Below are 26,400 nucleotides of genomic sequence, written 5' to 3'. Positions count from 1 at the left end.
CGTCAGCTGCGCGCCATCAGCGCGGCCAGCAGCAACGGGTGCTCGACGATGTTCTTGCCCCGGCGCTTGCGTCCGGCCAGGGCCATGAGCAGCAGCGGGTTGTCCATGATGCCGCCCTCGCTGTCGTCGTCGCGACGGCGACGGGCCAGAGCGGCCAGCAGCAGCGGGTGCTCGATCATGCTGCCCTCACTGTCGTCCTCGCGACGGCGACGGGCCAGCGCGGCGAGCAGCAGCGGGTGCTCGATCATGCTGCCCTCGCTGTCGTCGTCGCGGCGGCGGCGGGCCAGCGCGGCGAGCAGCAGCGGGTTGTCCATGATGCCGCCCTCGCTGTCGTCGTCGCGGCGGCGACGGGCCAGAGCGGCCAGCAGCAACGGGTGCTCGAACAGTGCCTCGCCACGCTCCTCACGGCGGGACATCAGCGCCGCCAGCAGCAGCGGATGCAGCGCCCCCTCATCCCCTTCCCGCTCGCTGGTTTCGGTACGGGCACGTTCAGCGGTGGAACTGGTCACGGGTACTCCCTTGATCATCAGATCCGTCACGAACCGCGTCGCGGCGCGTGCGCTTACGCATCCACAATCCCGGGCGCGGAACGGCGCGCACCCACCCGACCCGCATGACCGGCTGGACCCGCTGTGGTGCAATCTTCGCTGTGACCGTTGCGATCCTGGCCCGTGGGCAGAACACCGCACTGCCGGTGGCGGCGACGTACACCGTCGTGGTCAGCCACGCGACAGGACCCGAGGTGGACCTCGTGGCCTTCCTGCTCGACGAGGCCGGCCGGGCACCCGGCGACGACGCGATGGTGTTCTACAACCAGCCCGACGGCGCCGGCGCGCGATGGCTGCCGCCCGAGACCGGCGGCGGCGTCACCCGCCACCGCCTGGAGGTCACGCCGGCCGGCTGGGCCGGCACGACCGCCCGGGTCCGGATCGGTCTGACCGTTACGGGCGGCACGTTCGCCACCGTGGCGGGGCTGCGCGCGGCGGTGCACGGTCCGGCCGGCGAGCTGTACACCCTCGACCTCGGCACCCCCGACGTGCAGGACGCGCTCATCGTCGGCGACGTCTACCGGCACCGCGACGCGATCAAGGTCCGCTGCGTCGGCGACGGCTTCACCGACGGCCTGCGCGGACTGATCACCGACGTCGGCCTCACGGTCGACGAGCCCGCACCGGCAGCCGCGACGCCTGCGGCACCGGTGGCCTTCGCGGTACCGGTGGCGCAACCCGTCGTCACGCTGACCAAGGCGCAGCAGATCAGCCTCGCGAAACCCGCCGCGAACGCCTCCAGCGTCGACCTGCGCAAGTACGCCGTCGCGGTGTCGCTGGTCAAGAGCGGCCTGGACGCGCGCACGTTCCGGGTGGTGCTCGCCATCGACTGCAGCGGCTCGACGAAGAAGCTGTTCCGCACCGGCGTCATGCAGCGCTCGCTGGAGCGGATGGTCGCGATCGCCGACCTGCTCGACGACAACGGCGAGATGGAGGTGTGGTTCTTCGGCGACTTCCCGGTCCGCTCCGCGCCGGTGCGCACCACCACCGCACCCGACTACCTGGAGCGCCAGGCCGCCGACAAGAAACGCGCCGAGGGCGGCAACTTCGAGCCCCGCGTCATGAAGGAGATCCTGGACTGGACCGCGGCCGAGCCGTCACCGCACCCGACCCTGGTGCTGTTCTGGTCCGACGGCGGCGTCCACGCCGAGAAGCAGATCACCGAGCTGCTGATCCGCGCGAGCAACCGCCCCGTGTACTGGATGTTCCTCGGCCTCGGCGTCGCCGACTACGGCGTGCTGGCCCGCCTGGACAACGTGCGCGGCGGCGTGGTCGACAACGCCGGCTTCCTCCCGATCGACGACATCGACCTGCTGTCCGACGACGACCTGTACGGCCAGATCTTCGGCGCCTTCGTCAGCCGCTGGCACACCGCCGCCGCAGCGGCCGGCATCCTCACCACCTGACGCCGCCGGAAGCCACATGCCGTAAGGAGGCGGTAAGCGGGCAGCATCTGGTTCCGGGGCGTGGCGGGCGGTTCACTCGGAGGCATGACGCGGAAGCCGTTGACGTGGTTCGTGGTCGCCGTCCTCGCCGCAGGGGTGGGGTTCGGGCTGTACTGGTTCGCGCCGTGGCGGCTGTTCACCGATACCACAGTGCGTGAGGCGCTCACCGTGCCGGAGGCCACGACAGCCGTCGAGCCGGGCGCCTCGTCGGCGGCCCCCGCAGCCCCCGCGGCCGCCGTGGTGGTGGCGCGGGGGACGTTCGTGACGCATGAGCACGACACGTCCGGCAGCGTGCGGGTGGTTCGGCTGGCCGACGGCACGCATCGGCTGGAGATCGAAGGGCTGGACACGTCCGACGGGCCCGATCTGCGGGTGTGGCTCACCGATCAGGCGGTCGTCGCCGGCAAGGCCGGTTGGCAGGTCTTCGACGACGGCCGGTACGTCGAACTCGGCAAGCTCAAAGGCAACAAGGGTGATCAGGTGTACGCGATCCCCGCCTCCGCCGACCTGACCACCCTGCGCTCGGTGACGATCTGGTGCAAGCGCTTCTCCGTGTCGTTCGGTGCCGCGCAGCTCGCCTAGGCTTCTGCGGTGTGACGATCCGCGTGCTCATCGCCGACGACCAGCCGATGGTCCGGGACGGGCTGCGCCGGATCCTCACCGCCGAGCCCGACGTCGACGTGGTCGCCGAGGCCGCCGACGGGGTCGAGGCGCTGCGGCTGGTCCGGGAGCTCATTCCCGACGTCGCCCTGCTCGACATCCGGATGCCGCGCATGGACGGGCTCACCGTGACCCGGCAGCTGGCCGGCGGGCCGACCAGGGTCGTCGTGGTCACCACGTTCGACCTGGACGAGTACGTGTACCCGGCGCTGCGTGACGGCGCCTCCGGGTTCCTGCTGAAGCGGTCGGGGCCGGCGCTGCTGGTCGAGGCGGTGCGGGCCGCGTACGCCGGTGACAGCCTGATCAGCCCGTCGATCACGGTGCGGCTGCTGAAGCACGTCACGGGGCCGCGGCCGGCTCGGCCCGCTCCGGTCGAGGCGCTCACGGAGCGGGAGCTGGAGGTGGCGGCGCACGTGGGTGCGGGGCGCACCAACGCGGAGATCGGCGCCGAGTTGTTCATCTCGGCCGGCACGGTGAAGACGCACGTGGCCGCGATCCAGCGCAAGCTCGGCGTCCGCAACCGGGTGGGGATCGCCGTGTGGGCGTGGGACACCGGCACCGTGGCGCCGTGACGCGGACGAAGGTACTGACGCTGCTCCTGCTGGTGCTGCCGGTCGGCCTGCTGGCGTTGTGCGCGCTGCCGCTGACCGGTGCGGCCGGGATCGTTCCCGCCGTCGCCGCGGTCGCCGCCGTGGCGGTCGCGGCGCTGGCCCGCCCGGGCCCACCGGACCCCGCGAGCACAGGACCGGATCCCGGCAGCACAGCACCGGGCTCCGGAAGCACGAAACCAGCGATCGCCGTCGCCGGACTGTCGCTGCTGGCCGACGGGCTGTATCAAGGCCCCCCGCAGCCTCCGGCGCTGTGGGCGCCGGTCGAATACGTCGCCCTGGCAGTCCTGCTGGTGTCGCTCGCCCGGCGGTCGCCCGCGCCCGCCGGCGTCCTCGTCGCGCTCGCCGCCACCGCGTTGCCGCTGCGGATGTCCCTGCACGTGCCCGGTGACCGGGTCGAGGCGTCGGTGCTGCTGGTGGCCGCCGCGTTCGTGACGACCGTGTGCGTGGCCGGTGCCGGGCTGTACCTGCGGCTCGGCGATCACCGGCGGCGGCTCGCCGAGGAGCGGGCCCGCCGGGCGCACCGCCTCGACCTGGCCCGCGACCTGCACGACCTGGTCGCCCACGAGGTCACCGGGATCGTGATCGCGGCGCAGGCGGCGGCGCTGCCCGACATCGAGGCGGCCGGGCTGCGCGCGCTGGACGCCATGGACCGAATGGTCGGCACGCTGCGCGGGCCGGTCTCGCAGCGCGTCCACGGCGTCGCGGACCTGCCGGACGTGGTGCGCCGTTTCGGCGCGACCGGGCCGGCGGTGGCGACGCTGTCGATGCCGGTCGTGCCGGAGCTGTCCCAGGACGCGTCGAAGGCCGCCTACCACGTGGTGGTCGAGGCCCTGACCAACGTCCGCCGCCATGCCCCGGCCGCGACCACCGTGGCGGTGACCGTGACGGTGCGGGCCGGACGGGTCGAGCTGATCGTCATGGACGACGGGCCCTCGGAGCAGGCCGGACCGAGAACCGGCGGCGGGACCGGCCTCGCCGGCCTCGACGAGCGGGTCACGGCACTCGGCGGCGACCTGCGGGCCGGCCCGCGCGGGGCCGGCTGGGAGGTGATCTGCCACCTGCCAGCCGGCTGACCGGTCAGGGGCCGGAGGCGACGATGATGACGATCAACGCAAGGATCAGGATGAACGGCACGCACAGCCCGATGATGCTGATGGGGCGGGCGAGCAGGCGTTTGCCCGGGTCCATCGGCTGGCGGGCGCCGCCGTAGGGCGAGGGCTGCGGCGGCGCAAGGCTGGCGACCTTGCCCCGGTTGATGATGTTCCACAGCACGATGAACGGCGTGATCACGAACGACGCGTAGCCGTACCAACCCTGGATGAGGGTCTTCGAGGTCATCTCGCGGAACGTGGCCATGCCGCAGTCCCGGCAGAACGGGCCGTCGACGTGACGGAACTGCATCATGATGATCATGCCCCGGTGACCGCGGAACTTGGTCTGTGCAGTGGGGACGTTGCTGCAGAAGCGGCAAGGGGTGAGCTGGGCAGCCTGCTGTTGCTGCTGAGCCGACATGGACATTGGTGGTTCCTCCCGTGAAGGGCAACAGGCTACGACATCCGCGACGGCCGTGGGGGGCGGCGGATCTGCCGTTCGGCAGATGTGCGCGGCACCGGCGGACGCGACGCTCGGTGGATGCTGGAACTGATCGACATCACGAAGATCTACCGGGGGCGCAAGCGCGCCGTCGACGGGTTGACGCTGCGGCTCGGGCCGGGTCTGGTGGGGCTGCTGGGCCCGAACGGGGCCGGGAAGTCGTCGCTGCTGCGCATCGCGGCCACGGTCACCCGCCCGACGGGCGGCCAGGTGCGCTTCGACGGCGGCGACGCGGTCGCCCGGCCGGGCCCGCTGCGCCGCGCGCTGGGCTACCTCCCGCAGGACTTCGGGGTGTACCCGCACCTCACCGGGCACGAGTTCCTCACCTACCTGGCCGCGGTCCGCGGGCTGGCGGGGCACTCCGCGCGGGCCCGCGTCGGCGAGCTGCTCGAACTGGTCAACCTCGCGCACGCCGCGAAGCGCCCCCTCGGCGGGTACTCCGGCGGCATGCTGCGGCGGATCGGGATCGCGCAGGCGCTGCTCGCCGACCCCAGGATCATCGTCGTGGACGAGCCGACGGCCGGGCTCGACCCTGAGGAGCGGGTGCGGTTCCGCAACCTGCTGAGCGACCTGTCCGCGGACCGGTCGGTGCTGCTGTCCACGCACATCGTGTCGGACGTCGAGTCGGTCGCGACCCGGATCGTCGTCGTCACCGGCGGCCGGATCCGCTTCGACGGCGAGCCCGCCGACCTCCAGCGCGGCGTCGCCGGGCACGTGTGGGAGCTGGCGGTGCCGCCGGCCGAGCTGACCGGCGTCCAGCAGCGCCTGCCCGTGACCCGCCTGGTGCGCACCGCCGAGCACGCCCACGTGCGGGTCCTCGCCACGCACCGGCCGGCGCCGGACGCAACCCCGGTCGCGCCGGATCTGGAGGACGCCTACCTGGCCGTCGTCCACAGATCCCGGGCGGTGACGGCGTGAGTGCGTTCGTGGGGCTGGCGGTCGCGGATTTCCTGGAGCGGGTACGCCGGCCCGCGTACCTGGTGATGCTGATCTCGGCGGTCGGCCTGGGCTGGCTGGCGGTGCCGCCGACCGGCGCACGGTGGGTGGTGCTGGACGCCGGCGGCTACCGCGGGCTCTACACCAGCGCCTACGTGGGCCTGGTGACGGCGCTGACCAGCGCCCTGTGGCTGACGTTCGTCGGTTTCTATCTGGTACGCGATGCCGTGGCCCGCGATGTCCGCTCCGGCGTCGGCCAGTTGCTGGCGGCGAGCCCGCTGCGCACGCCGGTGTACCTGGCCGGCAAGTTCGCCAGCAACCTGCTGGTGCTCGGTTCGATGGCGGGGGTGCTCGCGGTGACCGCGCTCGCGCTGCAGCTGCTGCGCGGCGAGTCCCGGGCCGTCGACCCGGTGGGGCTGCTGGCGCCGTTCGTGTTCCTGGCGTTGCCGATGCTGGCGGTGACCGCCGCCGCGGCGCTGCTGTTCGAGACGACCCCGGTGCTGCGGTCGGGGTTCGGCAACATCCTGTGGTGCTTCGTGTGGATGGCGATCGCGATCGGCGGCCAGTCGGCGTCGGCGCCGCTGGGCGGGATCGGCGTGGCCCAGCTGGCCGGGACGATGCCGGCGACGGCCGACACGTTCGGGCTGGGCCTCATGTACGTCGACCGTCCACTGCGGACGTTCGAGTGGCCGGGGCTGCCGCTGGACGCCGGCTTCGTCGCCGGACGGGCCGCGGTCACGCTGCTCGCGGTGGCCGTCGCGCTGCTGCCGGCGCTGTGGTTCCACCGCTTCGACGTCACCGCCCGCTCGACGGCCGCCCGGGCGCTGCCGGAGCCGCACACCGTCTACAAGGGACTGCCCCGCACGGCGGCGACCGCCGGGTCCGCGACCGGCCGGCTACTGGCCGCCGAGGTCCGGATCCTGCTGCGGAGCGCGCCATGGTGGTGGTGGACCGGTGCGGCGCTGCTGGCCCTCGCGGGTCTGGCGGCGCGGCCCGGCCCGACGCTGGCGATCGTGTGGATCTGGCCGGTGCTGCTGTGGTCCCGCCTGGGCACCCGCCGCGAGGCCGGCGCGATCCTGGCCGCGTACCCCGCACCGCGCCGGCGCCTGCTCGCCGAGTGGGCCGCCGGGGTGCTGCTCGCCGCCGCCACCGGCGCGCTGCCGTCAGGATGCTGGCCGGCGCCGACCTGCCCGGCCTCGCCGCCTGGGCGGCCGGCGCACTGTTCATCCCGGCCCTCGCGCTGGCGCTCGGCACGCTCACCGGCGCACCCCGCACCTTCCAGGCGGTGTACACGATCCTCTGGTACATGGTGATCAACGACGTCGCGGCGCTGGACTTCATGGGGGCGCTGCACGAGCACGGCCACCCGGCGGGCCCACCGGCCCCGCTGGTCGCGGCCGTGGCGGCGGCGCTGTTCGGGCTCGCGTTCGGCGTGGTCCGGCTCCGCCACGCACGGCGCTGAGGAAAGTCCAGCCGCCGGCAGAACACCTGCCGGTGATGGGAGCGTCTGTTGGACGTGACATTCGAGGAGTTCGTGCACAGCCGGGGCGCGGCCCTGGTGCGCTTCGCCCGGCTGCTCACCGGCGACGAGCACCGCGCCGACGACCTGGTCCAGGAGGTCCTGGCGAAGGCGTTCGTGCAGTAGCGCCGGGTCTCGGCGGCGCAGCGCCCCGACGTCTACGTGCGCCGGATGCTGGTCAACGCCAACACCTCGTGGTGGCGGCGCCGCCCCAGCGGCGAGATCACCGTCGCCGAACCGACCCTCGGCACCGGTGACGCCGCCGGCGACATCGGTGCCGAGGTCGCCGCCCGTGACGAGCTGTGGCGCATGGTCCTGGCCCTGCCGGTGCGCCAGCGGGCGGTGCGCTGCACCGCCCCGATCCAGCTCAGCGGCCTGCCGGCCGGCGCGCGGCTCCTCGGCTGTGAGATCACCGTCGCCGGCGCCGACCTGCCCGGGCGCCTGCTGTACTCGACGCTGTGGGTCGGTGAGAACACCGTCGACCAGGCCGAGATCCTGGTGACGCGCCGGTACGTCGCGCCGCCGTCCGGCACGTTGATGATCGGCGGCCGTGCCGCCCAGGTGTTCACCGACGACCGGTTCCGCCCGAACGTCGAGTTCCCCGGCATCAACGGCGTGCAGATCCGTGTCGCCGGCACCGGCACGTATGCGACGCCGACGCTGATCCTGCTCATGAAGGGCATCCGGGTCGCCGATCACCCCCTCGACCCCGCCACCTGGCCGGACCGCCTCGTCACCCGACCGCCGCGCGGCGCAAAGCATGCACAAAACGCGCAGTCGAGAATGTCCACTTGTGCAGAAAAGCTTGTGAGACACGCACGAACACGCAACGCTGGTGGGCATGACGGACACCGCAGACGAGATCGCCAGCCAGCCCGGGACATGGACACGGGCGCGCACCGTGGACGGCGCCGCCCTCGCCGCGCCCGGCGAGCGGGTGCTGGTGCTCGGCTGCGGCACGTCGTGGTTCATGGCGCAGAGCCTGGCCGAGCTGCGCGAGTCGGCCGGCCTCGGCGAGACCGACGCGGTGTGCGCCTCGGAGTTCGTGCCGCGCCGCCACTACGACCGGGTCATCGCGATCACCAGGTCCGGCACGTCGAGCGAGGTGCTGGCGGCGCTGCGGCAGGTGCCGGCGGGGACCCACCGGGTGGCGGTCACGGCCGTGGACGGCGAGCCGGTCGACGGGCTCGTCGACGAGCGGATCCTGCTGGACTTCGCGGATGAGCGCAGCGTCGTGCAGACCAGGTTCCCGACGACGCTGCTGGCGGTGGCGCGCCACGCGTACGGGGAGGACCTGTCGCACCTGGCCGCCGACGGCGAGGCGGCCCTGGCCGCGGACCTGCCGGGCGACCCGGCCATCACGGGACACCTGGTCTTCCTCGGCACCGGCTGGACGGTGGGGCTGGCGCACGAGGCGGCGCTGAAGGTCCGCGAGGCGGCGCAGGCCTGGTCGGAGTCGTATCCGGCGATGGACTACCGGCACGGGCCGGTCGCCGTGGCCGGGGCGCACAGCCTGGTCTGGGCGTTCGGCGCGGTGCCGGCGTCGCTGGACGAGACGATCCGCGGCGCCGGGGCCACGCCGGTGCGCAACGGCCTGGACCCGCTCGCGCAGCTGGTGCTGGCGCAGCGGTTCGCCGTCGCCCTCGCCGGGCACAAGGGGCTCGACCCCGACCGGCCCAGGCTGCTGACCCGTTCCGTGATCCTGACCCCGTCATGATCGTCACGGTGACGCTGAACCCGGCGCTGGACCTGACGTACACCGTCGACGCGCTGGTGCCGCACGCCACGCACCGCGTCGGGCACGTGGCGGAGCGGGCCGGGGGCAAGGGGCTCAACGTCGCCGGGGTGCTGCACGCGCTCGGCGAGCCGGTCCTGGCCACCGGGCTGCTCGGCGGGGCGACGGGCGCGATCGTCGGCGCGAAGACCGGGGTGCCGCACAGCTTCACCGCCATCGGCGGGGAGACCCGGCGGACCGTGACGATCGTCGACCGGGCCGACGCGACGGGGCTGTGGGAGCCGGGGCCGGTCGTCACCGCCGAGGAGTGGGCCGCGTTCCTGGCGCACTACGCGACGCTCGTCAAGGACGCCGCCGTCGTCGTGCTGTCCGGGTCGCTGCCCCAGGGGCTCCCGGTGGGCGCGTACGCGGAGCTGGTCCGGCTGGCACACCGGTACCACTGCCGCAGCGTGCTCGACACCAGCGGTGAGGCACTGCGGCTCGGCGCGGCCGCCGGCCCGGACGTCGTCAAGCCCAACGCCGACGAACTGGCCGCGCTCGGAGGCCCGGCACGGCACGCCGTCGTCGAGTCGCACGGGCCGGAGGGGCTGATCGCGCGGACGCCGCAGGGGTCGTGGCGGGCGACGCCGCCGGAGGTGGTGACCGGCAACCCGACCGGCGCCGGCGACGCCTGCGCGGCGGCCATCGCCCGCGGGCTGCGGGACGGCACGCCGTGGCCGGAGCTGCTCGCCGACGCGGTCGCGCTGGGCGCGGCGGCCGTCAAGGCACCGGTCGCCGGCGAGATCGACATCAACCACTACCGAGCGACGAGGGAACGGGTCCATGTTCAGCCCCACAGGTGAGATCGTCGAGGCCGCGCGGGCGGCGGGGGTCGGTGTCGGCGCGTTCAACGTCATCACCGTCGAGCACGCCGAGGCGATCGTCGCCGGGGCGGAGGCGGCCGGCTGCCCGGTGGTGCTGCAGATCAGCGAGAACGCGGTGAAGTTCCACGGCGGGCGGCTCGAGCCGATCGCGGCGGCGGCACGGCGGGTGGCGGAGCTGTCCAGCGTGCGGGTGGGGCTGCACCTGGATCACGTGGAGAGCGACGAGCTGTTCGACCTGGCCGCGCCGAACGGGTTCGGATCGGCGATGTACGACGCGTCGAAACTGCCCTACGACACGAACGTGGCGGCGACGAAGCACGCGGTCCTGCGGGGGCACGCGGCCGGGCTCTGGGTGGAGAGCGAGCTCGGCGAGGTCGGCGGCAAGGACGGGGCGCACGCGCCGGGCGCACGGACCGACCCGGCGGAGGCGGCGGCGTACGTGGCGGCCACCGGCGTGGACGCCCTGGCCGTCGCGGTCGGCTCGAGCCACGCGATGACGACCCGGACCGCGGCGCTGGACCACGCGCTCATCGCGCAGCTGCACGCCGCGGTGCCGGTGCCGCTGGTGCTGCACGGCTCGTCGGGCGTGCCGGACGACGAGCTCCGCGCGGCGGTCCGCGGCGGACTGCTGAAGATCAACATCGGCACGGCGTTGAACGTCGCGTTCACCGGCGCGGTCCGCGTGGCCCTCGACGATCCGTCGGTGGTCGACCCGCGCCGGTACCTGAAGGCCGCCAGGGCCGCGATGGCCGAGACGGTGACTCGCTCACTGCGCGTGGTGACCCAGCTTTAGGCCAGGTTTACGTTCGACTTAGATCTCCCCGGAACGCTTGAGAGAGCGCTCTCCAGCTGTCTACGGTCGCGGTGCTCGCCCCAACCAGACCCGTTCCCGGAGGGCTCATGCCGACCCAGCGGCAGACCAGACGACGTACCTTGCTCGCACTGCTTGCCGTGCCGGTCGTCGGCGCGGTCGTCACCACCGTCATCGTCACCACCAGCGCGGGCGCCGAACAGTCCGACACGACCGGCCTCATCCAGGCCGAGGCGTGGAGCGGGCAGTCCGGCGCGAAGACCGAGAACACCGGCGACACCGGCGGCGGCAAGAACGTCGGCTGGCTCGCCAACGGTGACTGGATGCGCTACGACGCCATCGACCTCGGCAGCACCGGCCCCCTGACCGCCAGCGTCCGGGTCGCCGCGGCCAGCCGCGCCGGCGGCACCGTCGAGCTGCACGCCGGCTCCCAGACCGGCGAACTGCTCGCCAGCTACCCGGTGAACTACACCGGCGGCTGGCAGACGTGGACGACCAAGACCGCCGTCAGCCCGACCGCGCTGACCGGCCCGCAGACCGTCTTCGTCGTGCTCAAGAGCGACCAGGCCGGCGACTTCATCAACATCAACTGGCTGCAGTTCAAGCGGACCCCGACCGCGACGGTCCCCGGTTCCCCAACCGGCGGCACCACCACCAAGCCGCCCACGGGCGCGCCGACCAGCGCGCCGCCGCCCCCGCAGACCGGCTGGCCGACCGTCGACCCGGCGAAGCAGGCCGCCGACACCGCCGCGTTCTTCGCCCGCAAGCCCAAGCCGATCACCAACAACCCGGTGAAGGTCCCCGAGTTCAACGCGCAGTGCACGGTGAGCCACCACAACAACGACGACCCGATCGTCTTCCCCGGCCTGGCCGGCGCCGCGCACAACCACACCTTCTTCGGCAACAAGACCACCAACGCCGCCTCGACCACCGAGAGCCTGTTCGCCGGCGCCACGACCTGCAACCCGTCCGGCGACCACTCGGCGTACTGGATCCCGACGCTCTACCAGAACGGCAAGGTCGTCGACCCGAAGGGCGCGGTGACCGTCTACTACGGGTCGCGGCTCAAGGACCCGAGCAAGACCCAGCCGTTCCCGCTCGGGCTGCGCATGATCACCGGTGACGCGAAGACCCAGACGGACACGCCCGACAAGCAGGGCAACCACTTCTGGTGCGCGGGCATAGGCGGCGCGACCGGCCGCACCCCGGACGGCGAGTACCCGGTCTGCGCGCCGACGGCCGAGCTGGTCCGCCAGATCACGTTCCCCGACTGCTGGGACGGCGTGCACCTGGACAGCCCCAACCACAAGGACCACATGGCCAACGGTGACTACACCGGCGCCTGCCCGAAGTCGCACCCGGTGCCGATCCCCTCGGTGTCGTTCGTGATCGCGTACCCGCTCAACACGAACACGACCGGGATCACGCTCTCCTCCGGCAACGGGTACTCGATGCACGCGGACTTCTTCAACGCGTGGGAGCCCGAGGAGCTCGCCCGGCGGGTCCGGGACTGCCTCGACCAGGGCTACAAGTGCAACTCGGCGGGCAACTTCTGACCAGGTAGAGCTCGGAACGGCCACCCGCCGCCACGGGTGGCCGTTCCGCATTGCACAGGCTGCTGCCGACATCGCCATTTCACAGGCTGCTGCCAACATCGCCGGACCCGGCTGACAGGCACGGTCGTGACAGTTGCTCCCAGCGGCCCTCCCGGAGCGGGCCGACCGACAGCGGGAGCGACAGCATGAGCAGCACCGAGCAGACCACCCCCGTCTGGGCCGAACCGGTCGCCGTCAACGGCACGCCGGTGCCACACATGACGGAACCCACGACGGCCGGACCCGGCCCGGCGGCACTGTCGTCACCGGCCGCGCATGCCGCGCCGGTCAGGTCGTCGCGGCTCAGGACGGTGATCGTCGGCGCGGTCGCGGCGCTGGTCATCGGCGGCGGCGGGTTCGCGGTGATCAGGGCGTCCGGCGGCGGTGCCGCGAGCACCAGCCAGCAGACCGGCGCGCAGGGGGCTCAGGGGGTTCAGGGGGCTCAGGGCGGCGGCCAGGATGCTCCGGGTGGCATGGGCGGCGGCGGTACCGGCGGAGGCATGGGCCGCGGGGCCGGCGGGCTGGCCGGCGTGATGTACGGGGACTTCGTCGCGTCCGACGGCAACGGCGGCTACGTCACGCGGCGGATGCAGACCGGCACGGTCACCGCGGTGAGCGCCACGTCGATCACCGCGAAGAGCGCCGACGGGCACGAGACCACGTTCGCCGTGACGTCGGCGACCACGGTCGGCGACGCCGCGATCGGCGACGTCAAGGTCGGCGACACCGTGACCGTGGTCGGCCCGCTCAGCGGCGGTACCGCAACGGCCACCACGATCACCGACTCCACCCTCGACCAGGCGAACGGCGGCCCGCAGGACGGTGGTCAGCCGCCCGCGAACTGACGTCCGGGACGTGTTCAGATCGCGGCGAGGGCCCTGGTGCACAAGGACCGGGCCCACTGGATGCGGTCCAGCGCGACCTCGGGGCGGTCGCCGAAGACCTCGGCGGCGCGGGCGTAGCACTCGTCCACGCCGAGCTGGTCGAGGGTCCGGTCGACGGTGTCACGGACGGTCGCGTCATCCAGGTCGGCGTGGTTGGGGGTATCGGAGACGAACAGGGCCATGCACAGGACCGGGTCGACCAGGCAGGTCGTCATTGTGGCTCACCTCTCACAGAGGTCGTGGGTGTCCTGTCCACCGTCGCTCGGGTGAGGGTGCGGGGCATCTGCGCCAGCATGCGTCCAGCCCTGCGGGTTTCCCGACCCGGACGTACCTGCTGGCCTCCACCCGCTTCTCAACCGGCATCACCCTGTTCGGGTGCGTCGGCGAGGGGGATCCCGATCTCCAGTCTGGTGCCCCGTCCGGGACTGCTGGCGATGTGCATCGTGCCGCCGAGCGCCGCGACCCGGTCACCGAGGCCGACCAGGCCCGTGCCGGTCTGCGGATCGGCGCCGCCGACGCCGTCGTCCTCGACGGACAGGTCGAGCAGGCGGCCGTCGGTGTCGCCGGCGGTGGGGTCCACGATCGACGCGCGGATGCAGATGAGCGTCGCGTGGGCGTGCCGGATCGCGTTGGTGAGCGCCTCGGCGACAACGTAGTAGACCCCGATCTCGACCTTCGTGTCGAGGCGGGAGGGCAGCGCGAGGCGGACCTCCACCGGCACCGGCGACCTGCGGCCGAGTGACTTGATCGCGGGGACCAGGCCGCCCTCGGACAGGATCGAGGGGTGGATGCCGCGGGCCAGTTCGCGCAGCTCGTCGATGGCCTCGGCGAGGTCGGTGCCGATCGCGCGCAGCCGGTTCTGCACCCCGTCCTCGACCTGGGTCTCGGTCGCCCGCAGCTGCAGCAGCAGGGCGATCAGCCGCTGCTGGGTGCCGTCGTGCAGGTCGCGTTCGATCCGGCGGCGGCTCTCGTCGGTCGCGGCGACGACTCTGGCCCGGGAAGCGGTCAGATCGGCGCGGGCCTGCGAGTTGGCGATCGCGCTGGCGACCAGGTCGGTGAATTCGGCGGCCCGGGCGGCGTCGTGCTGCAGCAGCGGCCGGGCGCAGGTCGACAGGGCCTTCAGCACGCCCCAGGTGCGGCCCGCGACGAGGACCGGCGCGCCGATCGCGGAGCGGATCGACACGTCGCCGAACTCGCGGGCGAGGAAGTCGGCGCTGCGGGGTCCTTCGAGGCGGATCGGCTTGCCGGAGCGCAGGACCCGCCCGGTGACGCCTTCGTGCTCCAGGTTGACCTTGCCCAGCGAGATGCGGTGCGAGGCGTCCCAGCTCCAGCTGGCCACGACGGTGGCGCCGCCGTCGGGTTCGAAGCGCAGCAGTGCCGTGGCGTCGGCGCCGAACAGCTTGCCGGCCTCCTCGGTGACCGCGCCGAACACCGCCTCCGCCGGCCTGCCCTTGGCCGCGACCGTCGCCACCCGGCGCAGCGCCGCCTGCTCGGCGGCGATCGAGCTGAGCGTGGCACGGCTCTGCTCCAGCACCCCGACCATCGAGTTGAACGTGCGCTGCATGCTGCCGATCTCCACCGGCCCGTCCGTGGCGACGCGGACACTCAGGTCACCCCGAGCGACCTTGTCGGCGGCGGACACCAGCCGGTGCAGCGGGCGGGCCACCATCACGGCGAGGGACCGGGTCAGGATGGCAACGCCGAGCAGCGAGGTGACGAAGCCGGCGATCCCGGCGATGAAGGCCCGCTGCCCGGCGATCATCGCGTCCTGCCGGGCGCGTTCGACGGTGGTGCGCTGCGCGTCGGCGAAGTCGTCGAACTGCTGGCGCAGCTGGGAGATCTGCCGCTGGCCGGCGAGGATCGACTCGGCGTTGATGTTCCTCGGGACGGCGCCTTCCTGCATGGCGATGGCAGGGTCCGCATAGTCGTCCAGGTACTCGGTGATCTCCACGTTGATCGCGTCGATCCGGTCGGCCTGCACGGGGTCGTCGGCGACCGCCGCCACCAGTTCCTCCTGGCGGGCGGGGATCTGATCCTGAGCAGCCTTCCACGGCACCAGCAGCGCCGGGTCGCGGGTGAGGGCGAACCCGCGCCGGCCCGCCTCCACGTCCAGCAGGAGCCGTTCGAGGGTGGTGGCGGCGGAGACGGCACGTTCGGCCGTGGTCACCGCTATCACCGCCTCCCGCAGCTGGTAGACCGACAGCAGCATGGCGGCGAACGCCGTACTGATCAGCAGCGTGAACAGCGCGCAGGTCACCCCTAGGCGGAGCGTCAACCCCCCGTGCATGGGGGTGTCCTACCCGGTTATGCGGGGATATGTTGGCTTTGATGACATCTGTGGTGGTCGCTGACGATGACGTACTGCTCCGGGAAGGCTTGGCCAGCCTGCTCGACCGTCACGGGTATTCCGTGGTCGGGGTTGCCGACGACGGGACCCACCTGCTGCACCTGGTCGAGGAGGTCATGCCGGATCTGGCAGTCGTCGACATCCGCATGCCCCCGACCCATACCAACGAGGGCCTCGCCGCGGCGCGGGAGATCAGGACCCGGTTCCCGTCGGTGGCGATTCTCGTGCTGTCGGCGTTCGTGGAGGTGGAACATGCGATCGAGCTGCTGGCCAGCGGCGAGCGTATCGGCTACCTGCTCAAGACCCGGATCACCGACGTCGAGGAGTTCCTGGAGACGCTGCACCGGGTCCAGGACGGAGGGACGGTCGTGGATCCGGCCGTGGTGCAGGAGCTGGTCGCCGCGCATCGGCGGCGGGATCCTCTGGACGTGCTGAGCCCCAGGGAGCGGGAGGTCCTGGCGCTGATGGCGGAGGGGCGCTCCAACGCGGGCGTGGCCAGGCAGCTGTGGGTGACCGAGGGGACCGTCGAGAAGCACGTGCGGTCGATCCTGACGAAGCTCGACCTGCCCGAGACCGACGAGACGCACCGCCGGGTCCTGGCGGTGCTCACGTTCCTCGAAGCCGCGTCAGCAGGCAGCTGATCGCGGCCGCGGACAGGTGCTCCTTCGGCAGGAAGCCGATGGCCTTGCTGTCGGCGAGCAGGTCCGCGATCTCCTCGGCGGCGAACGCCGACACCATGATCACCGGGGTGGTGTCGATGCGGGCGGCCAGGTCGAAGCCGCTCTCCTCGCCGAGGCCGACGTCCACCAGCACCACGTCCGGCGACTGTTCCCGCACGGCGCGCAGTGCCTGCCTGCTGTTCGCCGCGTCCGCGACGACGGAGATGCCCTGTGCGGTCAACAGGCGCCTGGCACCGGCCCGGAAGCGCTCCGAGTCGTCGACGATGACGCAGCGGATCGTCATACCGTGAACGGTGCCAGGCGCAGCGGCCGCCGACCTTGCGGCTAGCCGGAAAGTGCAGACCTCACGCGGCCGCGGCCACGGGGATCTTGTCGTCGGCCCGCTCACCCTCGGCTGGGCGGCGCGTGGTGCGCACCGCCGCCAGGCCGGCGAGGGCCAGGCCGAGGGCCACCCAGCCGAGCAGCACCCAGACGTGCGGTGCGGCCGCGTGACCGTCGAAGAACGCCGTGCTGCGCAGCAGCGACCCGGCCGCGCCCGGCGGCAGGTACTGGCCCACGGTGCCCCAGCCCGACGGCAGCATTTCCGGCGCGCTGGCCAGTCCCGACAGCGGGTTTCCCACCAGCATCATGGTCGCTGCCCCCAGCCCCAGGCCGGCGGCGCCGAGCAGGGACTCCAGGCCGAGGATGGTCAGTGCGGTCGCAGCGATGCCGAGCGCGACGGCGCCGGCGTTGAGCCAGTAGGAGCCCTCGACCGAGCCGAGCCAGAACTGCAGGATCGCGGTGAGGGCCAGGGCGCCGGTGACCGCGAAGGCGGCCGCCCCGGCGAGGCGGCGCGCGGCGCCGGCGACGAGGCTGGTGAGCAGCCCGGCGGCGACGATCCCGCCGAGGACGAGCGGCAGGGCCCCGGCGGCCAGGCCGGCGCCGCGCGGGTCGTCGGTGGGCAGCGGGACCAGGTCGCGGACCGGGACGGCGGCCTCGGTGCCGCCCAGCGCCTGGGCCACCTGCTGCAGGGCCGTCGCGATGGCGGGGCTGGCGGCCGAGGCGATGATCAGCTGCGGGTGGCCGCTGGAGAGGTCGATCGCGCCGTAGACCTCGCGGTCGAGGATGAGCCGCTCGGCGGCGGCGGTGCCGTCCACGACGGTGATGTCGAAGGCGCCGGGGCGCTTCGCCGACAGCTGCTGGGTGACCTGCGCGGTGGCGGCGGGTGGACCGGCGACGGCGATCGGGATGTCGTGGACGCTGGACCGCGTCGCCGGCCAGGCGAACGCGATCATGATGACGCTGAGCAGGGCGGTCAACAGGAGCACGATCGCGCCGATGCGGGGCCAGGGCGACCGGGTTGCGGTGGGTGCCATCGGGGTCTCCTAAAAGCGAACGTTCGTTCTCTAGTTGAGCATGCGCCCGCATCCCGGACGCGTCAAGAACGAACGTTCGCTTTTACGGGGTGGTGTACGACACGACGCGTGGCGGCCGGCAGGGTGAACGCGAACCGCGAACCGCCGCCCGGGTTGTCCGTCGCCACGATCGAGCCGCCGTGCCGCTCCACGATCCGCTTGCAGATCGCCAGGCCCAGGCCCGTGCCGGCATAGCCGCCGGAGCGGTGCGCCCGGTGGAAGTTGTTGAAGATCGCCTCGTGCTGGCCGGCGGGGATGCCGATGCCGTTGTCGGTGATCTCGACCGGACGAGGTCCCCGCCGACCCGCGCCGAGCCGATCTCGATGCGCGGCACGACCCTGGGTGCGCATGCGGCCGGAGGCGCGCACGATCCGGCTGAGGCTGTCGGTGGCGTCGCGCTGCTCGGCGGTGTGTCGGGCATGCCGCGCAGCGTGTCGTCGAGGTTCTCGGCCCAGCCGTCGATCGTGGTCAGTGGGTTCAACAGGTCGTGCGTGACCACCCCGGCGAAGGACGCCGGCTCGTCGCGCTGCCGCCGCTCGGCCGTGACGTCGTGGAAGACGACCACGACCCCGTCGTCGCCGATCGCCACCATGCCGACGAACGCCTGCGCGACCAGCGCCCGCGCCTGGAACGACTCGATCGTGGCGAAGGGCCCGTCACCGTGCAGCGTGAACAGCACCACGTCGAGCGCGGTCCGGAGGCTCTCGGCCGTGAAGGGTTTCCGCAGGTACAGGGCGCCGGTGGCTCGCACCCGTGCCACCACCGTGCCGTCCCACAGCACGGTCAGGAACATGGCCGGCAGGTCGGCGCGCAGCTCGCGCAGCCGGTCCAGCAGGTCGATGCCGTCCATGCCGGGCAGGTCGACGTCGAGGACCGCCGCGTCGGGCAGTCCGTGCAGGGCGACCAGGTCGAGCGCCTCGGCGCCGCCGCCGGCGGCGAGGCGCTCGTGCCCGTCGGCCCGCAGGCGCTTGACGATCAGCTCAAGGACGTCCTGCTCGTCGTCCACGACCAGAATCCGTGCCATGCCGGCCCCCTGCCTGTCAGTCTCATGATCGACAGGCAGGGGCGGTGCTGAGCTTGCGTGCGTCGCGGAGCGGCGAGCTGGAAACAGCCTCAGCGCTTGGTGGGGATGACGTCCTGGAGGTGGCGGCCGTTGACCGAGGCGCGGCGACCCGCGTCGACCTCACGCTTCCAGGTGCGCACGTAGTTGGAGGCGGTGAGCCGCTCGACGTCGTTGAGCTCCAGCAGGTCCCCGACGAACGAGGTCAGCGCCATCGTGTCGCGCGGGTCGTTGTCCGGCACGTGCTCGTGCAGCGCCGCGTGCACCTGGCTGCGCAGCGAGCCCTCCCGGATCGCCCGGCTCGGCGTGAGCGTCGGCTCGTCGCCCAGGTCCGGCGCGATCTGCTCGGCGGTGACGACCTTCGACTGCCCCCGGGCCCGGCGCGGCGCCGGCGGCGGCAGGATCTCCGCGATCTCCCCGCGCCACTCGCCGAGCGGCGAGACCGCGGGCTGCGGTGCCACGGGCACCTCGGGAGCCTCGGGCACCTCTGCCACCTCGGGCAGCTGCAGCTGCTCCTCGACCGGCTCCTGCGCCGCCTCGGTGATCGCGGGCCGGTGCGGCTCGTCGACGACCGAGATGACCCGCGCGTCGGACGCCAGCCGGGCCGGGGACAGGTCCGCGGCGATGAGCGCGGTGAGGCCGTCGTAGTCGGCGCCGTCGGCGAGCCGCACGGCGATCTCGTCCAGGTCGTAGACGGCGACCGCGATGTCGGCCGTCGTCGGGTCGACCGCGGCGCGGATCTTGCGGTGCAGCACCTTGGCGATCGCCTTCGTGCGCACCTCCTTGCGCTTCTCCGAGCGGGCCGCGGCCAGGGACGTGTAGAGCCCCAGCCGCTCGTCGGCCTTCGCGAGGTTCTTGGCCCGCAGCGTGATCCACGGATGCCGGATCCAGTGCCCGACCACCTCGTACGCCGGGGTGGTCGGCGGCAGGTCGCCGGTGGCCCGCAGCCGGTCACGGCGCTGGTTCTCCGTGTGCATCAGCCACACCAGGTAACCCAGCGCGGACATGCCGGCGAAGAACCCGGCGAGGAGCTTGTTCTCGTGTGCCATCCAGTTGAAGGCGACGGCGAACCCGGCGATGGCCGCGGACAGCACCCGTGAGGCGGTGGCCCGCTCGCCGAGCCGGCGGCGCACGTCGGCGTTGGCGAGGACGACGATGCCGCCGAGCTCGAGCGCACCGACGGCGGGGATGGCCCACAGCAGCGGGATGCCGAGCGCTTCGACGGCGCCGGACACCTGCCCGGCGAGGGCGACCAGCAGCACCACGAAGTAGAACAGCTGGCGCATGTATGAGGTGCGCCGGACCGTCCGTTGCAGGTCCGCGTCGAGTTCGACAATTCCAGGTCGAGCTTTGCCCGGCGAAGTCACCGGCTTCTCCTGTCATCCGTTGCGGGCAGCGGGTAGCCCCGAGCCGCGAGGAACTCGGCCAGCGCGAGATCCACGGAGCTCTGCACCGTGGTGTTGTGGTCTTCGACGAAGCGCTGGAGCGTCTGCTCGATGTCCACCCGGACCCGCGTGTTGAGCTGCACCCGCTCGAACCGTGGCCGTTGCGGCGGCATCGCCACCGCCTTCTCTGTCGCTTCCAACCCACACTCCTGCTAGCCGTTTGCTAGCGGGGACGCTAGCAAAGGACACGTCGATGTCCTCAATCGACGCGCCGGGCCAGCGCGATTCCCGTGACGGCGGCGGCCAGCACGCCACCGGCGCCGGCCACGATCAGGGTGGTGGGCGCGTCGGTGGCGTCCAGCAGCAGGCCGCCGCCCACGTAGGACAGCGCGGCGGACGCGCCGACCGCGCCGTACAGGTTGGCGAACACCCTGCCCAACAGCGCGTCCGGGACCAGCCGCTGCAGCAGTGTGTTGCTGGCCACGTCGATCGCGGCGATGCCGAGCCCGCGGCCCGCCTGCATCGCGAACACCACTGCGGCCGCCCACATGACGTGCGCGAACGCGCCGGTGAGCAGGTTACCGGCCGAGCTGACCGCGAACCCGGCGACGAGCAGCGCCGTCATGTGCAGCCGGTCACCGACCTTCGACAGCAGCGCGTAACCGGCGGTGAGCCCGAGGCCGACGGCGCCGAGCAGCAGCGCCGCCACCGAGTCGCCGGTGCGCAGTTCCTCCTTGGCCAGCACGACCAGCGCCACGTCGTCGACGCCGGTGCACAGCACGACCGCGCAGAAGCCGAGCGCGACGACCCGCACCGTGCGGTGCCGCGCCAGGTATCCCAGCCCGGTGCGGGCGCCCCGCCACAGCGACTCGACCTCCAGCGCGACCGGCGCGAGGCGCGGCAACCGGGTCAGCAGCGCGGCGGACACCAGGAACGACGCCGCGTCGACGGCGAGGACGCCCCGCGTGCCGAGCCATGGCAGCAGCGCCGCGGCCAGCAGCGGCCCGGCCAGCTCGGCGACGTTGGTCACCAGGCCCAGCCGGGCGTTGCCCGCGACGAGACCCTCCGCCGGCACCAGCGAGGGCACCGCGGCCCGCGACGCCGGCTGGAACACCTGCCCGGCGACGGCCCGCACGGCGACCAGGGCCAGCAGCAGCCACACCGAGGGCAGCAGCAGCGCGATGACGCCGATGGTCAGCGCCTGCACCAGCTCGCACGCGATCATCAGCCGCCGCCGGTCGAACCGGTCCGCCAGGGCTCCCGCGAACGGCGCCACGAGCGACGGCACGAAGTCACCGGCGAGCAGCAGGGCCGCGACCGCGAGGGCCTGACCGGTCGACGTGGCGACGTGCAGCATCAGCGCGACCATGCTCAGGGCGTCGCCCGCGTACGAGATGCCCCGCGCCCCGAGCAGCATCCGGAACGCCCTCGGGGTTGTCTCGGGGTCGCTCCCTGATGCGTCTCTTACACGCTCAGCCATACCGTCATCCACATGACCGAGTGGCTCGAACCGCTGTACAGCCTGCCCGCCGCCCTGCTGGGGCTGGCGCTGGGGCTCGTCATGCTGCTCGACTCCATCCCGCTGCTCGGCATCCTGATCCCGGCGGACGTCGCCATCCTCACCACGGCCGGCGCGGCCGACCCGTTCAGCAGCCTCGGCTGGATCATCGCAGGGTGCCTCGCCGGTTGGTCACTGAGTTTCTTCGTCGGCTGGACGTTCGGGCAGCGGCTGCGCGGGGGGCGCTTCGGCCGCTGGATCGGCGAGGAGCGCTGGGCGAAGGCCGATCACGTGGTGCGCACCGGCGGCGCCCGGATCCTGGTCACGGCGCCGTTCCTGCCGTTCCTGAACACCCTGGTCCCGCTCGCCGCCGGCGGCCTGCGGATGCCCTACGTGCGGTTCCTGCGCTCCGCCGCCATCGGCTCGGCGCTGTGGGGCGGGCTGTACGTGGGCCTCGGCGTCGGCGCCTCCCGGCTGTCGGGCCTGCTCCCGACGGGTGACCTGACCACGGTCGTGACGGTCGGCCTGGGCCTCACGTTCGGCTGGGTGGCGCTGTTCACGACCCGCCGCATGGCTACTGTCAGTAGCTGACCGGACGCGTTCTCGGTCCTGTGCTTCCGGAGGGCAGTCGGTAATCTGACGGCTGACCAGCCCGCGGAAGGGATCCCGTTGCGCAAGCGCATCATCGCGTCGCTCCTCGTGGCGCTTGTCATGATCGGCGCCTGGGCAGCCCCTGCCGGTGCCGCTCCCGGCGACCCGACCGCCGCCCCCGACGAGGGCACGGCCAACATGACCCTCGGTGAGCTGCTGGACAAGGCCAACGGCGACTTCCTGGACGCCCAGGGCATCCTGGAGGTCTCCAAGAAGCGCCAGGCCGAGCTCAACACGCAGATCGAGTCGATGCAGCGCGAGCTCGACGTGATCCTCGCCGAGGTCAACGTCATCGCCGGCGCCGCCTACCGCACCGGCGGGGTGCGCACCGCCGCGGCGCTGCTGCAGAGCCAGAGCACCGAGACGTTCATCGAGCGCACGATGATGGTCAACACGATCGCCCGCTACAACGACCGCCAGCTCGGGCGGCTGACGAAGCTGCAGACGGAGCTCTCCGAGGCGAAGAAGGCCGTCGACGCCGAGGTCGCGCAGCAGCAGGCGCAGAGCGACGTCATGGCCAAGAAGAAGAAGGACGCCGAGACCGCCCTGGTGAAGATGGGCGGCAAGGCCAACGGCTACGTCAACGCCAACTCGCCGCTGGCCACCCCGGCGCCGCGCAACGCCAACGGGTCGTGGCCGAAGGAGAACTGCATCATCGACGACCCGACCACGACCGGCTGCGTCACGCCGCGCACCATCCACGCGGCGAAGGAGGCGCAGAAGGCCGGCTTCACCCGCTACTACTCGTGCTTCCGGCCCTCCGGTCCGTATGAGCACCCGAAGGGCCGGGCGTGCGACTTCGCCGCCGCGGCCGGCGGCTTCGGCGGCGTGGCGACCGGCGGGGACAAGACCTACGGCGGCAACCTGGCCGCGTTCTTCGTCCGCAACGCCAGCGCGCTCGGCGTGCTCTATGTCATCTGGTTCCGGCAGGTGTGGACCCCGGCGGCCGGCTGGCACTCATACAGCGGCGGCAACGGCGACCCGTCCAGCGACCACACCAACCACGTCCATCTCTCCATGTATTAGAGCGGGCGCCGCCAGCCGAAGGGGTCCTCGACCGTGCCGCGCTGGATGCCGACGAGCAGGTCACGGATCTGCCCGGTGAGCGGGCCCTCGACGGCGCCGGAGATGGTGAACTCGTCGCCGGCGGTGCGGGCGGTGCCGATCGAGCTGATGACGACGCCGGTCCCGCTGGCGAAGGTCTCCTTGAGCCGGCCCGAGCGGGCGTCGTCGCGCCACTCGTCGAGGGTGTAGGGCCGCTCGGTGACCGTGAGCCCAAGGTGGGCGGCAAGGCGCAGCACCGAGTCACGGGTGACACCTGGCAGGATCGAGCCGTTGAGCGGCGGGGTCACCAGCTCGCCGTCGTAGACGAAGAAGAGGTTGTTGCTGCCGGACTCCTCGATGTAGCGCCGCTGCACCGCGTCGAGGAAGACGACCTGGTCGCAGCCCGCCTCCTGGGCCTGCGCCTGGGCGCGGAGGCTGGCGGCGTAGTTGGCGGCGGTCTTCACCGCGCCGGTGCCGCCGGGCGCGGCCCGCGAGTACTCCTGCGAGACCCACATGGTGACGGGCTTGGCGCCGCCGGCGAAGTAGGAGCCGGCCGGCGAGGCGATGACGGCGAACAGGTACTCCGAGGACGGCCGGACCCCGAGGAACGGATCGGTCGCGATCATGAACGGGCGCAGGTAGAGGCTCTGCCCCTCACGCGCGGGCACCCAGTCGCGGTCGGCCTCGACCAGGACCTCGAGGGACTTCAGGAAGAGCTCCTCGGGCAGCTGCGGCATGGCGAGGCGCTCGGCGGTGACGTTGAGCCGGCGGGCGTTGGCCTCCGGGCGGAACAGCGCGACCCCGCCGCCGGGCTGGGCGTACACCTTGAGCCCTTCGAAGATCTCCTGGCCGTAGTGCAGGGCGGCGGTCGCGGGTGAAAGGTTCAGCGGCCCGAACGGCCCCAGCCGGGCGTCATACCAGCCTTTGCCGTCGGCGTATTTCACCGTGACCATGTGGTCGGTGAAGACGCGACCGAACCCGGGGTCGCTCAACAGGGCCGCGCGCTCGGCCGCGGGGCGGCGCGACGCGGGAACGGTTGCGAAATCAAGCATTCCGCGACTGTAATTGCTCACTGAACGATCCCTAAGGACCTTCCCGAGAACTGGGCGGTAGTAAGGCTCGGATGGGAGCGCAGCGAGCATGGGGGGTGTGGGGAGGCACAGCCCTCCACGGAACCGCCGGCGAAGCCGACGGAGCCAGGAACAGCCTTGAGTGGGAGCGCAGCGAGCATGGGGGGTGTGGGGAGGCGCAGCCCTCCACGGAACCGCCGGCGAAGCCGACGGAGCCAGGAACAGCTAAAAGATCCCGCCGGGGGGTGCCGGTGACTGGGTGGCGATCGCATCGGTAACCACCCGGGCGCCGGCGACCAGGCGGTCGAGGTCCTCGCCGTGGACGAGGCGGGCCGGGAACGGGTCCGCGGCGCCGGCCCGGGCGAGGCCGGCGACCGGCAGCGGCGCCGACGACGCGGCCAGGATGACGTTGCCGAACCGCCGGCCGCGCAGGACGGACGGCTCGGCGAGCAGGCACACGTCGGCGTACAGCCGCCGCAGCGTCGCGACCTGCCCCCGGGCGAACGCCAGGCCGGTGCCGTCGGCCAGGTTCGCGGTGTACACCCCGCCGGGACGCAGCAGCTTCGACGCGGCGGTCAGGAACTCCAGCGACGTCAGGTGCGCGGGCACCCGGGCACCGCGGTACACATCGGCGACAATGAGATCGAAGCGCCCACCGGACATCGACTCCACCGCGGCGCGGGCGTCCATGGCGCGGACCCGGATGTCGGCGTTGCGCGGCAGCGGCAGTACCCGCCGCACCAGCGCGATGAGCGCCGCGTCGAGCTCGACCACCCGCTGCGAGGAGCCGGGCCGGGTCGCGGCGACGTAGCGGGCCATCGTCAGGGCGCCGCCGCCGAGGTGCAGCACCGACAGCGGGGCGCCGGCCGGTGCGACACCGTCGACGATCGAGGCCAGGCGGCGCATGTACTCGAAGTCGAGCCGCCGGGGATCCTCCAGGTCGACGGCGGACTGCGGGTACCCGTCGACGAGCAGCGTCCACCGGCCCGGCCGTCCGTCGTCGGGGTGCAGCTCGGCGACGCCGCCGTCGATCTCCTCGACGATGCCGCCCGCGCGCTTCTGTCGACCCATGACTCCAACCGTAGTGACACGGTGTGTGAAGAATTTTTGTCAACGGGTGTTGTCCAATGTCGCCTTTAGGACGAACATTCTCCCGTTGGAGCCCGAACGAACTCCTCACGCGGAGGCGCGATGCAAGTACCCGCCGCATTTGAATATGCAAAGGCAACGACGGTGAGTCAGACGTTGGACCTGCTGGCTCAGTGGGGCGAGGACGCCCGCGTCATCGCCGGCGGTCACAGCCTGATCCCGATGATGAAGCTGCGCCTGGCCCGACCCACGGCGCTGATCGACATCAACGACGTCGGCGAGCTGTCCTACATCAGGGTCGAGGGCGGTGAGCTGCGGATCGGTGCGCTGACCCGGCACGCCGAACTGCTCGACTCGGCGCTGGTCGAGGAGCACTACCGCATCTTCCGCGACGCGGAGCGGGTGATCGCCGACCCGATCGTGCGCAACCGCGGCACCATCGGCGGCTCGCTGTGCCAGGCGGACCCGGCCGAGGACCTCTCCGCGGCGTTCGCCGCCGTCGACGCCTCGGTGGTGATCCAGGGTGCGCGGGGGTCGCGTACCGTGCCGCTGACCGAGTTCCACGTCGGCCCGTACGAGACGGTCGTCGAGGCCGGCGAGCTGCTCACCGAGGTGCGCGTGCCGATCCGCCCGGGTGGCGGGTCCGCGTACGTCAAGGTCGAGCGTCGCGTCGGTGACTGGGCGGTCGCCGCGGCCGGCGCCGCGCTCTGGTCGGACGGCGACGGCAGCATCAGCAAGGTCGGCATCGGCCTGGCCGCCGTGGGCGCCGAGCACTTCCGGGCCGCCGAGGCCGAGGCGTACCTGGTCGGCAAGCCCGCCACCGAGGAGAGCTTCGCCGAGGCGGGACGCATCGCCGCGGCAGCCAGCAACCCGGTCGCCGACCAGCGCGGACCGGTCGACTACAAGCGGCACCTCGCCGGCGAGCTGACTGTGCGCGCGTTGCGCGCCGCGGCCGCCCGCGCACGGGGTCAGGAGGCCTGAA

Annotated in this window: 30 protein-coding genes and 1 pseudogene; 17 read left to right on the top strand and 14 right to left on the bottom strand. The window is 72.5% G+C overall.

Translation table 11 applies throughout. The features are described from left to right. Positions 1-2: 2 nt before the first annotated feature. Positions 3-509 carry a hypothetical protein gene (locus OHA72_RS12055; protein ID WP_327007929.1) on the bottom strand — a complete coding sequence of 169 codons (507 nt, stop codon included), beginning with the start codon at positions 507-509 and terminating at the stop codon, positions 3-5. 140 nt (positions 510-649) lie between these two features. On the opposite strand from OHA72_RS12055, the gene OHA72_RS12050 reads away from it, so the two are divergent. The 4 genes from OHA72_RS12050 (at position 650) to OHA72_RS12035 (ending at position 4,337) form a co-directional block, all read left to right on the top strand. Next, a complete protein-coding gene (locus OHA72_RS12050; RefSeq protein WP_327007928.1) occupies positions 650-1,954 on the top strand; it encodes a VWA domain-containing protein in 1,305 nt (434 codons plus the stop codon). 84 nt (positions 1,955-2,038) lie between these two features. After that, positions 2,039-2,575: a DM13 domain-containing protein gene (locus tag OHA72_RS12045; protein ID WP_327007927.1), complete on the top strand. Its 537-nt coding sequence runs from the start codon at positions 2,039-2,041 to the stop codon at positions 2,573-2,575. 11 nt (positions 2,576-2,586) lie between these two features. Further along, positions 2,587-3,225 (top strand): response regulator, encoded by a 639-nt coding sequence (locus tag OHA72_RS12040; RefSeq protein WP_327007926.1) that lies wholly within the window; start codon positions 2,587-2,589, stop codon positions 3,223-3,225. Further along, a complete protein-coding gene (locus OHA72_RS12035) occupies positions 3,222-4,337 on the top strand; it encodes a sensor histidine kinase (protein ID WP_327007925.1) in 1,116 nt (371 codons plus the stop codon). The genes OHA72_RS12040 and OHA72_RS12035 overlap by 4 nt, the downstream gene beginning before the upstream one ends. A 4-nt stretch (positions 4,338-4,341) precedes the next feature. On the opposite strand, the gene OHA72_RS12030 is transcribed toward OHA72_RS12035, so the two are convergent. After that, positions 4,342-4,665: a hypothetical protein gene (locus tag OHA72_RS12030; protein ID WP_327007924.1), complete on the bottom strand. Its 324-nt coding sequence runs from the start codon at positions 4,663-4,665 to the stop codon at positions 4,342-4,344. A gap of 231 nt (positions 4,666-4,896) precedes the next feature. On the opposite strand from OHA72_RS12030, the gene OHA72_RS12025 reads away from it, so the two are divergent. From OHA72_RS12025 to OHA72_RS12010, 4 genes are read left to right on the top strand one after another with little or no spacing between them, the layout of a single operon-like run. Beyond that, positions 4,897-5,775, top strand: a complete 879-nt coding sequence (locus OHA72_RS12025) for an ATP-binding cassette domain-containing protein (RefSeq protein ID WP_327007923.1) — start codon at positions 4,897-4,899, stop codon at positions 5,773-5,775. After that, positions 5,772-7,106 (top strand): hypothetical protein, encoded by a 1,335-nt coding sequence (locus tag OHA72_RS12020; protein ID WP_327007922.1) that lies wholly within the window; start codon positions 5,772-5,774, stop codon positions 7,104-7,106. The genes OHA72_RS12025 and OHA72_RS12020 overlap by 4 nt, the downstream gene beginning before the upstream one ends. Then, on the top strand, positions 7,100-7,255 hold the full coding sequence (locus OHA72_RS12015; protein ID WP_327007921.1) for a hypothetical protein: 156 nt from the start codon (positions 7,100-7,102) through the stop codon (positions 7,253-7,255). The genes OHA72_RS12020 and OHA72_RS12015 overlap by 7 nt, the downstream gene beginning before the upstream one ends. Positions 7,256-7,309: 54 nt before the next feature. Further along, positions 7,310-7,438, top strand: coding sequence for a sigma factor (locus OHA72_RS12010; protein WP_327011539.1), 129 nt, complete (start codon positions 7,310-7,312; stop codon positions 7,436-7,438). A gap of 32 nt (positions 7,439-7,470) precedes the next feature. On the opposite strand, the gene OHA72_RS12005 is transcribed toward OHA72_RS12010, so the two are convergent. Continuing rightward, positions 7,471-7,986, bottom strand: a complete 516-nt coding sequence (locus OHA72_RS12005; protein WP_327007920.1) for a hypothetical protein — start codon at positions 7,984-7,986, stop codon at positions 7,471-7,473. Positions 7,987-8,153: 167 nt separating this feature from the next. Here OHA72_RS12005 and OHA72_RS12000 point away from each other — a divergent pair, with 167 nt between their 5' ends. From OHA72_RS12000 to OHA72_RS11980, 5 genes are all read left to right on the top strand, one after another. Further along, a complete protein-coding gene (locus OHA72_RS12000; RefSeq protein WP_327007919.1) occupies positions 8,154-9,029 on the top strand; it encodes an SIS domain-containing protein in 876 nt (291 codons plus the stop codon). 8 nt (positions 9,030-9,037) lie between these two features. Continuing rightward, the gene (locus tag OHA72_RS11995) at positions 9,038-9,889 is read left to right on the top strand and encodes a 1-phosphofructokinase family hexose kinase (RefSeq protein WP_327007918.1); all 852 of its coding nucleotides are present in this window, start codon (positions 9,038-9,040) and stop codon (positions 9,887-9,889) included. Continuing rightward, the gene (locus OHA72_RS11990; protein ID WP_327007917.1) at positions 9,870-10,703 is read left to right on the top strand and encodes a class II fructose-bisphosphate aldolase; all 834 of its coding nucleotides are present in this window, start codon (positions 9,870-9,872) and stop codon (positions 10,701-10,703) included. The genes OHA72_RS11995 and OHA72_RS11990 overlap by 20 nt, the downstream gene beginning before the upstream one ends. A gap of 140 nt (positions 10,704-10,843) precedes the next feature. Further along, the gene (locus tag OHA72_RS11985) at positions 10,844-12,277 is read left to right on the top strand and encodes a DUF1996 domain-containing protein (protein WP_327007916.1); all 1,434 of its coding nucleotides are present in this window, start codon (positions 10,844-10,846) and stop codon (positions 12,275-12,277) included. Between the two features lie 185 nt (positions 12,278-12,462). Beyond that, positions 12,463-13,161, top strand: coding sequence for a hypothetical protein (locus OHA72_RS11980; RefSeq protein WP_327007915.1), 699 nt, complete (start codon positions 12,463-12,465; stop codon positions 13,159-13,161). A 14-nt stretch (positions 13,162-13,175) separates the two neighbouring features. On the opposite strand, the gene OHA72_RS11975 is transcribed toward OHA72_RS11980, so the two are convergent. Next, positions 13,176-13,415, bottom strand: a complete 240-nt coding sequence (locus OHA72_RS11975) for a hypothetical protein (RefSeq protein ID WP_327007914.1) — start codon at positions 13,413-13,415, stop codon at positions 13,176-13,178. 137 nt (positions 13,416-13,552) lie between these two features. After that, positions 13,553-15,487, bottom strand: a complete 1,935-nt coding sequence (locus OHA72_RS11970) for a CHASE3 domain-containing protein (RefSeq protein ID WP_327007913.1) — start codon at positions 15,485-15,487, stop codon at positions 13,553-13,555. Between the two features lie 41 nt (positions 15,488-15,528). Here OHA72_RS11970 and OHA72_RS11965 point away from each other — a divergent pair, with 41 nt between their 5' ends. Then, complete coding sequence (locus OHA72_RS11965; RefSeq protein ID WP_327007912.1) at positions 15,529-16,188, top strand: response regulator; 660 nt, start codon at positions 15,529-15,531, stop codon at positions 16,186-16,188. Here OHA72_RS11965 and OHA72_RS11960 read toward each other — a convergent pair. The 7 genes and pseudogenes from OHA72_RS11960 to OHA72_RS11930 form a co-directional block, all read right to left on the bottom strand. After that, complete coding sequence (locus OHA72_RS11960; RefSeq protein WP_327007911.1) at positions 16,154-16,510, bottom strand: response regulator transcription factor; 357 nt, start codon at positions 16,508-16,510, stop codon at positions 16,154-16,156. The two genes, OHA72_RS11965 and OHA72_RS11960, sit on opposite strands and share 35 nt — an antisense overlap. Before the next feature lie 61 nt (positions 16,511-16,571). Further along, positions 16,572-17,582 carry a hypothetical protein gene (locus tag OHA72_RS11955; RefSeq protein ID WP_327007910.1) on the bottom strand — a complete coding sequence of 337 codons (1,011 nt, stop codon included), beginning with the start codon at positions 17,580-17,582 and terminating at the stop codon, positions 16,572-16,574. 62 nt (positions 17,583-17,644) lie between these two features. Beyond that, positions 17,645-17,971: a sensor histidine kinase gene (locus OHA72_RS11950; RefSeq protein ID WP_327011538.1), complete on the bottom strand. Its 327-nt coding sequence runs from the start codon at positions 17,969-17,971 to the stop codon at positions 17,645-17,647. A 395-nt stretch (positions 17,972-18,366) separates the two neighbouring features. After that, positions 18,367-18,645, bottom strand: a pseudogene (locus tag OHA72_RS11945) (response regulator); the annotation flags it as partial. 89 nt (positions 18,646-18,734) lie between these two features. Then, the gene (locus OHA72_RS11940) at positions 18,735-20,048 is read right to left on the bottom strand and encodes a hypothetical protein (protein ID WP_327007909.1); all 1,314 of its coding nucleotides are present in this window, start codon (positions 20,046-20,048) and stop codon (positions 18,735-18,737) included. Beyond that, complete coding sequence (locus tag OHA72_RS11935) at positions 20,045-20,266, bottom strand: hypothetical protein (RefSeq protein WP_327007908.1); 222 nt, start codon at positions 20,264-20,266, stop codon at positions 20,045-20,047. The genes OHA72_RS11940 and OHA72_RS11935 overlap by 4 nt, the downstream gene beginning before the upstream one ends. Before the next feature lie 59 nt (positions 20,267-20,325). Continuing rightward, positions 20,326-21,483 (bottom strand): MFS transporter, encoded by a 1,158-nt coding sequence (locus OHA72_RS11930; protein WP_327007907.1) that lies wholly within the window; start codon positions 21,481-21,483, stop codon positions 20,326-20,328. Between the two features lie 75 nt (positions 21,484-21,558). Between OHA72_RS11930 and OHA72_RS11925 the strand changes: the two genes are divergently transcribed. Both OHA72_RS11925 and OHA72_RS11920 read left to right on the top strand, forming a co-directional pair. Then, positions 21,559-22,155 carry a DedA family protein gene (locus OHA72_RS11925; RefSeq protein WP_327007906.1) on the top strand — a complete coding sequence of 199 codons (597 nt, stop codon included), beginning with the start codon at positions 21,559-21,561 and terminating at the stop codon, positions 22,153-22,155. 78 nt (positions 22,156-22,233) lie between these two features. Beyond that, positions 22,234-23,241, top strand: a complete 1,008-nt coding sequence (locus tag OHA72_RS11920) for a coiled-coil domain-containing protein (protein WP_327007905.1) — start codon at positions 22,234-22,236, stop codon at positions 23,239-23,241. On the opposite strand, the gene OHA72_RS11915 is transcribed toward OHA72_RS11920, so the two are convergent. Both OHA72_RS11915 and OHA72_RS11910 read right to left on the bottom strand, forming a co-directional pair. After that, positions 23,238-24,311, bottom strand: coding sequence for a branched-chain amino acid aminotransferase (locus OHA72_RS11915; protein ID WP_327007904.1), 1,074 nt, complete (start codon positions 24,309-24,311; stop codon positions 23,238-23,240). The two genes, OHA72_RS11920 and OHA72_RS11915, sit on opposite strands and share 4 nt — an antisense overlap. A 243-nt stretch (positions 24,312-24,554) precedes the next feature. Next, positions 24,555-25,400 (bottom strand): spermidine synthase, encoded by an 846-nt coding sequence (locus OHA72_RS11910; protein WP_327007903.1) that lies wholly within the window; start codon positions 25,398-25,400, stop codon positions 24,555-24,557. 162 nt (positions 25,401-25,562) lie between these two features. On the opposite strand from OHA72_RS11910, the gene OHA72_RS11905 reads away from it, so the two are divergent. Beyond that, positions 25,563-26,399, top strand: coding sequence for an FAD binding domain-containing protein (locus OHA72_RS11905; RefSeq protein ID WP_327007902.1), 837 nt, complete (start codon positions 25,563-25,565; stop codon positions 26,397-26,399). The last annotated feature ends 1 nt before the right edge of the window (position 26,400 follow it).

This window comes from Dactylosporangium sp. NBC_01737 (genome assembly GCF_035963215.1).
Taxonomy (GTDB): Bacteria; Actinomycetota; Actinomycetes; order Mycobacteriales; family Micromonosporaceae; genus Dactylosporangium.
Note: the sequence above shows the minus strand (reverse complement) of the source record. Positions and strands in the feature narration are given on the sequence as shown.

What these genes read in the sequence shown, in the direction of transcription:
- OHA72_RS11915 (WP_327007904.1), bottom strand. Translation starts at nt 24,311, where the DNA reads ATGCTTGATTTCGCAACCGTTCCCGCGTCGCGCCGCCCCGCGGCCGAG.
- OHA72_RS11975 (WP_327007914.1), bottom strand. Translation starts at nt 13,415, where the DNA reads ATGACGACCTGCCTGGTCGACCCGGTCCTGTGCATGGCCCTGTTCGTC.
- OHA72_RS11925 (WP_327007906.1), top strand. Translation starts at nt 21,559, where the DNA reads ATGACCGAGTGGCTCGAACCGCTGTACAGCCTGCCCGCCGCCCTGCTG.
- OHA72_RS11955 (WP_327007910.1), bottom strand. Translation starts at nt 17,582, where the DNA reads ATGGCACCCACCGCAACCCGGTCGCCCTGGCCCCGCATCGGCGCGATC.
- OHA72_RS12025 (WP_327007923.1), top strand. Translation starts at nt 4,897, where the DNA reads ATGCTGGAACTGATCGACATCACGAAGATCTACCGGGGGCGCAAGCGC.
- OHA72_RS11990 (WP_327007917.1), top strand. Translation starts at nt 9,870, where the DNA reads ATGTTCAGCCCCACAGGTGAGATCGTCGAGGCCGCGCGGGCGGCGGGG.
- OHA72_RS12000 (WP_327007919.1), top strand. Translation starts at nt 8,154, where the DNA reads ATGACGGACACCGCAGACGAGATCGCCAGCCAGCCCGGGACATGGACA.
- OHA72_RS11980 (WP_327007915.1), top strand. Translation starts at nt 12,463, where the DNA reads ATGAGCAGCACCGAGCAGACCACCCCCGTCTGGGCCGAACCGGTCGCC.
- OHA72_RS12015 (WP_327007921.1), top strand. Translation starts at nt 7,100, where the DNA reads ATGGTGATCAACGACGTCGCGGCGCTGGACTTCATGGGGGCGCTGCAC.
- OHA72_RS12005 (WP_327007920.1), bottom strand. Translation starts at nt 7,986, where the DNA reads ATGAGCAGGATCAGCGTCGGCGTCGCATACGTGCCGGTGCCGGCGACA.
- OHA72_RS11970 (WP_327007913.1), bottom strand. Translation starts at nt 15,487, where the DNA reads ATGCACGGGGGGTTGACGCTCCGCCTAGGGGTGACCTGCGCGCTGTTC.
- OHA72_RS12030 (WP_327007924.1), bottom strand. Translation starts at nt 4,665, where the DNA reads ATGCAGTTCCGTCACGTCGACGGCCCGTTCTGCCGGGACTGCGGCATG.
- OHA72_RS11910 (WP_327007903.1), bottom strand. Translation starts at nt 25,400, where the DNA reads ATGGGTCGACAGAAGCGCGCGGGCGGCATCGTCGAGGAGATCGACGGC.
- OHA72_RS11960 (WP_327007911.1), bottom strand. Translation starts at nt 16,510, where the DNA reads ATGACGATCCGCTGCGTCATCGTCGACGACTCGGAGCGCTTCCGGGCC.
- OHA72_RS11950 (WP_327011538.1), bottom strand. Translation starts at nt 17,971, where the DNA reads ATGCGCACCCAGGGTCGTGCCGCGCATCGAGATCGGCTCGGCGCGGGT.
- OHA72_RS11930 (WP_327007907.1), bottom strand. Translation starts at nt 21,483, where the DNA reads ATGCTGCTCGGGGCGCGGGGCATCTCGTACGCGGGCGACGCCCTGAGC.
- OHA72_RS11965 (WP_327007912.1), top strand. Translation starts at nt 15,529, where the DNA reads ATGACATCTGTGGTGGTCGCTGACGATGACGTACTGCTCCGGGAAGGC.
- OHA72_RS12045 (WP_327007927.1), top strand. Translation starts at nt 2,039, where the DNA reads ATGACGCGGAAGCCGTTGACGTGGTTCGTGGTCGCCGTCCTCGCCGCA.